The sequence below is a fragment of the Methanoculleus sp. MH98A genome, from assembly GCF_000691865.1.
Lineage (GTDB): Archaea > Halobacteriota > Methanomicrobia > Methanomicrobiales > Methanoculleaceae > Methanoculleus.
In genome coordinates, this window is record NZ_JMIO01000200.1 from 1 (window position 1) to 784 (window position 784).

Consider the following 784-nt stretch of genomic DNA (forward strand, 5'->3'; position numbering starts at 1 on the left):
CGTGTCCATTACTCGAAAGATGAATTAAAGCAGGCATTAGAGGAGATTAAGCGGGCCATCGTCCAATGTCTCAAGCCCAAAGATATCGATATACTAACCCATCGAAAATTCGTCCGTGCTCTCCATACCAAGCTTAAAGCGAGCGATGGGATAAGTTCCCCAACAATTGACTATTTTCTTCTAAACTACGATAACTTAGTTGAAGACGCCCTGGCACTGGAACGCATCCCATATACCGATGGATTTAGAGGTGGCACCACAGGATGGTGGGATCCATGTCTTCTGGATCTGCACTCTCAAGATCATGGCTTCAATAAGCCAGTAGACATCGCTGCAAGAGTCGTTAAGATCCATGGTTCTATTGATTGGTGTCTCTTAGACGGTGAAAGCATTCCACGACGAGCTCCCCCAAACCTACTGGGAAACGGACAACTGACAAACGTAATGATCTGGCCTGCAGCAACAAAGTATCGTGAAACTCAAAACGATCCTTACGCACAGATGATAGCAATATTACGAGATACCCTCCATCCCTTGGGTGGAGACGGATCTGAGGTAGTTCTCATCATCTGCGGCTATAGTTTTGGAGATTCTCATATTAACTTCGAGATAGATCGAGCGCTTCGTGAGTCAAATCAGAAGTTGACAGTCCTTGTATTCAGCAGTGAGAAAGAACCCACGGGTATACTCAAAAAATGGATGGCTGACCCTGAAATCAGGACCCAAGTCCGGATACATTCTAATCGAGGCTTTTTTCATGGTGAGAATCAGAAGCGATCCAGCG

1 protein-coding gene is annotated in these 784 nt (G+C 45.7%); it reads left to right on the forward strand.

Annotated features, from left to right (window positions below; all coding sequences use genetic code 11):
• On the forward strand, nt 1-784 hold a 784-nt coding region (locus EI28_RS13745), incomplete at both ends, for an SIR2 family protein (protein WP_197018528.1).